9 protein-coding genes and 1 pseudogene are annotated in these 6457 nt (G+C 59.1%); 4 read left to right on the top strand and 6 right to left on the bottom strand.

Annotated elements, in window-relative coordinates; translation table 11 throughout:
- Positions 1 to 3: 3 nt before the first annotated feature.
- From phnK to phnG, 5 genes are read right to left on the bottom strand one after another with little or no spacing between them, the layout of a single operon-like run.
- Positions 4 to 774: a phosphonate C-P lyase system protein PhnK gene (gene phnK / locus V7730_RS16185; RefSeq protein ID WP_335748635.1), complete on the bottom strand. Its 771-nt coding sequence runs from the start codon at positions 772 to 774 to the stop codon at positions 4 to 6.
- Positions 771 to 1640 (bottom strand): alpha-D-ribose 1-methylphosphonate 5-phosphate C-P-lyase PhnJ, encoded by an 870-nt coding sequence (locus V7730_RS16190; RefSeq protein WP_335748636.1) that lies wholly within the window; start codon positions 1638 to 1640, stop codon positions 771 to 773. The genes phnK and V7730_RS16190 overlap by 4 nt, the downstream gene beginning before the upstream one ends.
- Positions 1637 to 2731, bottom strand: coding sequence for a carbon-phosphorus lyase complex subunit PhnI (locus tag V7730_RS16195; protein WP_335748637.1), 1095 nt, complete (start codon positions 2729 to 2731; stop codon positions 1637 to 1639). Before V7730_RS16195 ends, V7730_RS16190 begins: the two co-directional genes overlap by 4 nt.
- The gene (phnH, locus tag V7730_RS16200; protein WP_335748638.1) at positions 2731 to 3291 is read right to left on the bottom strand and encodes a phosphonate C-P lyase system protein PhnH; all 561 of its coding nucleotides are present in this window, start codon (positions 3289 to 3291) and stop codon (positions 2731 to 2733) included. The genes V7730_RS16195 and phnH overlap by 1 nt, the downstream gene beginning before the upstream one ends.
- The gene (gene phnG / locus V7730_RS16205) at positions 3291 to 3746 is read right to left on the bottom strand and encodes a phosphonate C-P lyase system protein PhnG (protein WP_335748639.1); all 456 of its coding nucleotides are present in this window, start codon (positions 3744 to 3746) and stop codon (positions 3291 to 3293) included. Before phnG ends, phnH begins: the two co-directional genes overlap by 1 nt.
- 93 nt (positions 3747 to 3839) lie before the next feature.
- Between phnG and phnF the strand changes: the two genes are divergently transcribed.
- The 3 genes from phnF (at position 3840) to V7730_RS16220 (ending at position 5707) form a co-directional block, all read left to right on the top strand.
- Positions 3840 to 4553: a phosphonate metabolism transcriptional regulator PhnF gene (phnF, locus tag V7730_RS16210; RefSeq protein ID WP_335748640.1), complete on the top strand. Its 714-nt coding sequence runs from the start codon at positions 3840 to 3842 to the stop codon at positions 4551 to 4553.
- 65 nt (positions 4554 to 4618) lie between these two features.
- Positions 4619 to 5170, top strand: coding sequence for a hypothetical protein (locus tag V7730_RS16215; RefSeq protein ID WP_335748641.1), 552 nt, complete (start codon positions 4619 to 4621; stop codon positions 5168 to 5170).
- 33 nt (positions 5171 to 5203) lie between these two features.
- Positions 5204 to 5707, top strand: a complete 504-nt coding sequence (locus V7730_RS16220) for a hypothetical protein (protein WP_335748642.1) — start codon at positions 5204 to 5206, stop codon at positions 5705 to 5707.
- Positions 5708 to 5808: 101 nt separating this feature from the next.
- Here the strand turns inward: V7730_RS16220 and V7730_RS16225 are convergent, their stop codons facing one another.
- The gene (locus tag V7730_RS16225; RefSeq protein WP_335748643.1) at positions 5809 to 6288 is read right to left on the bottom strand and encodes a chloramphenicol acetyltransferase; all 480 of its coding nucleotides are present in this window, start codon (positions 6286 to 6288) and stop codon (positions 5809 to 5811) included.
- 48 nt (positions 6289 to 6336) lie between these two features.
- Here V7730_RS16225 and V7730_RS22695 point away from each other — a divergent pair.
- Positions 6337 to 6457: pseudogene (locus tag V7730_RS22695) on the top strand (IS30 family transposase); the annotation flags it as partial.

Below are 6457 nucleotides of genomic sequence, written 5' to 3' on the forward strand. Positions count from 1 at the left end.
GCGTCACACCTGCAAAACGGAGGAAACAAGAAGTTGGGTATACGCGTGCTGCGGGTCATCCAGCACCTGATCGGTGAGACCGGTTTCAATCACATACCCGTCTTTCATCACCATCAGCCTGTCAGCAAGTAGACGCACAACGGCGAGGTCATGGGTCACGATGATTGCGCTCAGGTTCATCTCTCGGACAAGACCGCGCAGCAGATCCAGCAGCCGCGCTTGGACGGATACATCAAGGCCGCCCGTCGGCTCATCCATGAACACCAGCCTTGGCCCCGTCACCAGATTGCGGGCAATTTGCAAACGTTGTTGCATCCCGCCAGAGAACGCTGTGGGCCGGTCGTCGATCCGGTCTTCGGTGATCTCTACCCGTCCTAACCAGTCAATCGCAGAGGCGCGGATATCACCGTAGTGCCGTGCGTTCACAGCCATCAGCCGTTCACCCACATTGCCGCCCGCGCTGACATTCATACGTAACCCGTCGCGGGCATGTTGGTGCACAAACGCCCAGTCCGTGCGGCCCAGCATCCGCCGTTCAGGCTCGCTCATCGTGACAGTGTCGCGCAGCCCGTCCGCGCGGGTGTCAAAGCGAACAGCGCCGTGTTCTGGCGTCAGATGCCCTGCTAGACAATTGAGCAACGTGGATTTGCCCGATCCGCTTTCACCGACGATCCCCATGACTTCACCGGGATAAAGGTCAAACGACACATCGGTGAAGCCGATCCGCGCGCCATAATGTTTCGCAATATTCTCAACCTGCAAAAGCGGGGTCATGCCGCATCCTCCGCAAAAGGGACGCCTTGCGCGCCGACATGGCCCTGCTTGCGGCGCGTGCTGCAATAATCGGTGTCCGAGCACATGAACATGCGGCCGCCGTCATCATCCATAATCAGTTCATCCAAGTAACTGTCATCCGCACCGCATAGATCACAGGCGTGATAAGCCTTGGTCGGCTGGAAGGGGTAGTCCTCAAAATCAAGGCTGACGACCTGAGTGTAGGGCGGGATAGCATAAATGCGTTGTTCGCGCCCTGCGCCGAACAGTTGAATGCCCGCCATTTCCAGCTTGGGGTTGTCGAACTTGGGGATCGGGGAAGGGTCCATCACATAGCGCCCCTCAACCTTCACCGGATAGGCATAGGCTGTTGCGATGTAACCGTGTTGGCTGATGTCTTCGTAGAGCTTCACATGCATCAGGCCGTATTCCTCAAGGCTGTGCATCTTGCGCGTCTCGACTTCGGAAGGCTCAAGAAAGCGCAGCGGTTCGGGGATCGGCACCTGATAGACCAGAATTTGATCGGACCTCAGGTCCTGCTCGGGGATGCGGTGGCGGGTCTGGATGACGCTGGCCTCAGCTGTTGCTTCGGTCACTGCAACACCGGAAGTTTTCTGGAAAAAACGCCTGATAGAGACAGCATTGGTTGTATCATCCGCCCCTTGGTCGATGACTTTGAACGTATCATCCGGCGTCAGCACGGCGGCCGACACCTGTACGCCACCCGTGCCCCACCCGTAAGGCATCGGCATTTCGCGGCTGGCGAAGGGCACCTGATAACCGGGGATCGCAAGGCCCTTGAGGATCGCGCGACGGATCATCCGTTTGGTCTGTTCGTCCAGATAAGCGAAGTTGTACGCGCTCATGGCGTGGCCTCCTCTTTGGGTTTTTCAGATGTCTGCGCCTCGCGGCGAAGCTTGCGGATCAGCTCCAGCTCTGACTGGAAATCGACGTAGTGGGGAAGTTTGATATGCTCCAGAAACCCTGTCGCTTGAATGTTGTCGGAATGGTAGAGGACGAATTCGTCGTCTTGCGCAGGCGCGCCCATGTCATCTTCGCCCAGCTCTTTCCAACGAAGGGCGCGGTCCACCAAGGCCATTGAAATCGCCTTGCGCTCGGTCATGCCAAAGACCAACCCGTAGCCGCGCGTGAACTGTGGTGGCTCGGTTTTGGAGCCTTTGAACTGGTTGACTGTCTCACATTCGGTGACAGTGATTTCCCCGATGTCGATGGCAAATCCAAGTTCGGGGATCTCCATCTCAACGGCCACCGCGCCGATCCTTAACTCTGCCACAAAGGCGTGGTTGCGCGCATAACCACGCTGGGTTGAGTAGGCCATACCAAGGATGAACCCCTCATCGGCCCGCGTGAGCGATTGCAGGCGCAAGGCGCGACTGGCCGGAAGTTCAAGTGGTGTTCGGGTCAAGTCGGGCGGTGTCTGTTCGCCCTCAGGTTCGCTCTGGATCAAGTCCTCACGATCAAGAAAGGACATGATGTGCGGCGTCGCAGTCTGGTTAGGTTCGGCGCGTGGCGCATCGGTTACTTCACCATCGGCTGCGAGTTTGAAGTCCAGCAGGCGGTGTGTGTAATCGAATGTCGGCCCCAGAAGCTGTCCGCCGGGCGCATCCTTGAAGGTGGCAGAGACGCGCCGGTCACAGGCCATGCTCTCAGTTTCAATCGGAGTTGATCCACCGAAGCGGGGCAGGGTGGTGCGATAGGCGCGGATCAAGAAGATCGCCTCGATCAGATCGCCGCGTGCCTGTTTGATCGCTAGCGCGGCAAGGTCCGGATCATACAGCGATCCTTCGGCCATCACACGGTTGACGGCCAGTGCCATCTGCTCGCGGATTTGCGCCACGCTCAACTCTGGCACGGCTGTGTCGCCGCGACGTTCTTCGGCAAGCCATGCGTGCGCGTTGTCGATGGCGCGTTCGCCACCCTTTACAGCAACATACATCAGTATACCTTTGTACTACGGGGCAGCGATGCAAGGCGCGCGCCACTGGTGAAAATGAAATCAAGGCCGAGCGGGAACAGGCGCGCGTTATCCTGAAAGGTTTGCGTTTCAGGCAAAGAAAGCTCCGCCTGATCCTCGATCCCCGGTCCGCGCAGAACTGCACCTTTGTTGTTCAGCTCATCTGTTTCGACAATCAACGTGGCAGAGCGATCAGGGTATTCCGCCGTGCCACGCGAGAATTCGGGCAGGGGCAGAGTGCTCCATGTGCCCAGCGCGAACACCGCGTCCTGCGCTGCGGCAAAGGGTGCGCCGGTGTGAAAGGTGACCCACTCGCGGACGACCTCGGTGTCATGGCTGGTGGCCAGATAAACAGGCGTTTCGGGGTCACACAACGTCAGCAGAACCACGCCTGCCGCAACTGAAAGGGGGGCGGGTGGCTGCGCGCCAGTTACATCAAGAATTTCACCGGGTCGCGCCATAGCCGTCATCACCGCGCGAAATGCGTGGGCGGCATCAATTGACTTGTCCGCAAAGCCACCCTCAAGGATATGCGTCTGCATCAGTCTTCTCCCCGCACCATTGTAAAGAAATCAACTTTGGTCGCTGCTGCCTTGGCAGCGCGTTCTTCTTTGCGCGCGTCAGCGGCTGCACGCAGGGGGGTCAGTAACCCTGCTTCAACAGCCTCCGCCGCACCAGTTTGTAGCAGCGCATCGGCAAGGGCTGCGTGCAGCGCGTGGTCTTTGCATCGCCCCTGCACATAACCATGGCCAACCGTCCCGTCGGCCAACTTCACCGACGCGCGGGTGACGGTCATCTCACCCAGATTAAACGCGGCACCCACTGCGCCTGCACGCCCGCGCACCATGACGCCGCCAATCTCGGGGGCACGTAGTATGCTGTGCTCGGGCGTGATCGAGAGTGCGGCCCAAAACCGCACAACCTCATCCACTGGGGACTTTGCCAGCAGGCCCAGCCAGTCTTTGCGCGCTGCGTTCGGATCGCTCATCATATTCATCTAGACACCTTTCGGAGTTGTCTATACAACTAGACAAATCATAGCGATGATGCAGCCCGCTGCCAATCCCCCGAAGTATGAAGATTTAGTGACATGACCCAGCGCACGCCTATCTGGAAGGCAATCGCCTCATCTATTCGACATGACATCGCCGAAGGGATTTACGGCGCTGGTGACAAGCTGCCGACCGAAGCCTCCCTAGCCCAACGCTTTGGCGTGAACCGTCATACGGTGCGCCATGCCCTTGCCGAACTGGCCGAGGAAAACCTTATCCATGCCCGCCGTGGTGCGGGTGTCTTCGTCACCACAACTCCGACCGACTATCCCATCGGGCGGCGTGTCCGGTTTCACCAGAACCTGCGCGCGGCGGGGCGCTCTCCGGCGAAAAAGGTGCTGATGCTGGAAACGCGCACGGCCTCTACTGCCGAGGCGGATGCGCTGCGTCTGACTGTGGGCGCGCAGGTCCATGTCTATGAGGGACTATCACTGGCCGAAGGCCGCCCCATCGCGCTGTTCCGCAGCGCATTTCCCGCGACACGCTGCCCTGACATTCTTGAGCATCTGGGCGAAAACCCTTCGGTTACTTCGGCGTTGGCCAAGTGTGGTGTTCACGACTACATCCGCGCCTCGACGCGGGTGAATGCCAAACTGGCCACGGCAACCCAGGCCCTGCATCTGCAAATAGCCGAGCACGCGCCTATCCTGCGGACGATCGGCATTAACGTAGATTTCGACGGCACCCCGATCGAGGTTGGCCGCACGTGGTTTGCAGGCGATAAAGTGACGCTGACCCTGTCTGACGAATAGGATTTCACAAAGCTGATACAGAAGGCTGCTACGTTTCACCCGAACACAACAGGTTGAGCTGAGCCATGTATTTCGTTGAGGACCTGCGCCTGTCTGGAGGGAAGGTTTTGCGCGGTGACACCTTGGTGCCGGATGATCTTGCCATTCTAGACGGACGCCTCGCGCCAATTAGAGCATCGGCACACCTCCCGCTTGTTAACCTATCCGGCTACCTGATTCTGCCTGGCATCATCGACCTGCACGGCGACGCGTTCGAGCGGCATCTTGCTCCGCGTTCCAGCGTGCGCTTTCCGACCGATATCGCGCTTCAATCTGTGGACCGCGACGCGGCGGTGAACGGTGTGACAACCGCGTGGATGGCGCAAAGCTGGCCATGGGAAGAGGGCAGTCGCGGCCCTGACTCTGCAGAGACCTTCATGGAGGCGTTTGCTGAATACGGTCCGACAGCCCTGACCAATCTGCGCATCCAGTTGCGCTGCGAGATGCACACCGTGGACACCGAGGCGCGGCTTGTGGCTGCCATCGCGCGACACGGCATCGACTATGTCATTTTCAACAACCACCTCAGCGCCGCCCGTAGTATAGTCACAACCGATCCTCATGGCTTGGCCTTCTAGGCGAAAAACGAGGGCCGCAATCTGGCTGAACACGTGCAACTGGTTAAGGAGACGCAAAAGCTATCATCCCGCGTTCCACGCTATCTTTTCAACCTTGCCGCAGCTTTTGACCGGATGGGGGTCACCTATGGCAGTCATGATGGCCTCGATGCTGCGACGCGTGACTACTTCAGTATGATCGGTGCGCGGGTGTGCGAATTTCCAACGCGCCACCCACCGGCAAAGGTGGCGAAAGTGAATGGAGATCCGGTTTTGATGGGCGCGCCCAATGTGGTGCGGGGCGGCTCCCAATCCGGCAATATCGCGGCCGTTGAATTGATCCGCCGCGGACTTTGCGATGCGTTGGTGTCTGACTACCGCTATCCGTCGCTTGCACGCGCGGCCTTTGCGCTGGCGGATGAGAGCATACTCGGGTTCGGAGCGGCATGGCGAATGATCTCAACGAACCCCGCACGCATCATGGGCCTGTCTGACCGGGGCGCGATCGCCGACAGATGTCGCGCCGATCTGGTCGTCGTCGACGCCACAACGCGCTAGATAGAGTGGACGCTCGCCAACGGACGCTGGTTGCACCTGTGTGGCGCGCTGGCGCAACGGATCAGCAAAGCGCCCCGACAAATCCCCTTGCAGCTGAATAGCTATTCGTAGCGCTCTAGAAAGGCCTCGGCACTCAAGGCACGGAAATCCACCAACGCCGCGCGCAGGCGTGAATGGGGCCAATCCCACCATGCCAATGCCATAAGCCGCTCGGCCAGATCAGGTGCAAACCGCGCCCTGAGAGGGACAGCCGGAATGCCGGCGACAATCATATAAGGGGCCACGTCCTTCGTCACGATAGCGCCGCCCGCCACAACCGCGCCGTGTCCAATGGCCAGCTCGGGCCGCACCTGCGCGCCGTGTCCCAGCCATGTGTCATGGCCGATGGTGGTGCGCCGTGTTTGGCGATGTGCGAACCAGTCATCGTCATTAGATGCATCGTCAAAATAGTCGCCTGACCGGTAGTGAAAATGATGCAAGCTGGCCTTTTCCAACGGGTGATCTGTGGCTCCGATCCGGACGTAGGCCGCGATGTTGGCGAATTTGCCCACGGTAGTGTTGGCAATGTCGGGCGATTTCAACGGGTCGACGCAACACTTTAATCTTTAGCCAAAGATGGAGTGATCAAAATGAAGTATCGTCGCCGCGTATTTTTCACGGACAAGCAGAAGTCGGAGATTTGGGACAGATGGCAGCGCGGAGAGTCGATGAGCTCGATTGGTCGGGTGTTTGATCGGGGGTCATCATCAA

This window comes from Sulfitobacter sp. (assembly GCF_036961165.1).
In the GTDB taxonomy this organism is placed as follows: Bacteria; Pseudomonadota; Alphaproteobacteria; order Rhodobacterales; family Rhodobacteraceae; genus Sulfitobacter.

What these genes read in the sequence shown, in the direction of transcription:
- phnK (WP_335748635.1), bottom strand. Translation starts at nt 774, where the DNA reads ATGACCCCGCTTTTGCAGGTTGAGAATATTGCGAAACATTATGGCGCG.
- V7730_RS16190 (WP_335748636.1), bottom strand. Translation starts at nt 1,640, where the DNA reads ATGAGCGCGTACAACTTCGCTTATCTGGACGAACAGACCAAACGGATG.
- V7730_RS16195 (WP_335748637.1), bottom strand. Translation starts at nt 2,731, where the DNA reads ATGTATGTTGCTGTAAAGGGTGGCGAACGCGCCATCGACAACGCGCAC.
- phnH (WP_335748638.1), bottom strand. Translation starts at nt 3,291, where the DNA reads ATGCAGACGCATATCCTTGAGGGTGGCTTTGCGGACAAGTCAATTGAT.
- phnG (WP_335748639.1), bottom strand. Translation starts at nt 3,746, where the DNA reads ATGAATATGATGAGCGATCCGAACGCAGCGCGCAAAGACTGGCTGGGC.
- phnF (WP_335748640.1), top strand. Translation starts at nt 3,840, where the DNA reads ATGACCCAGCGCACGCCTATCTGGAAGGCAATCGCCTCATCTATTCGA.
- V7730_RS16215 (WP_335748641.1), top strand. Translation starts at nt 4,619, where the DNA reads ATGTATTTCGTTGAGGACCTGCGCCTGTCTGGAGGGAAGGTTTTGCGC.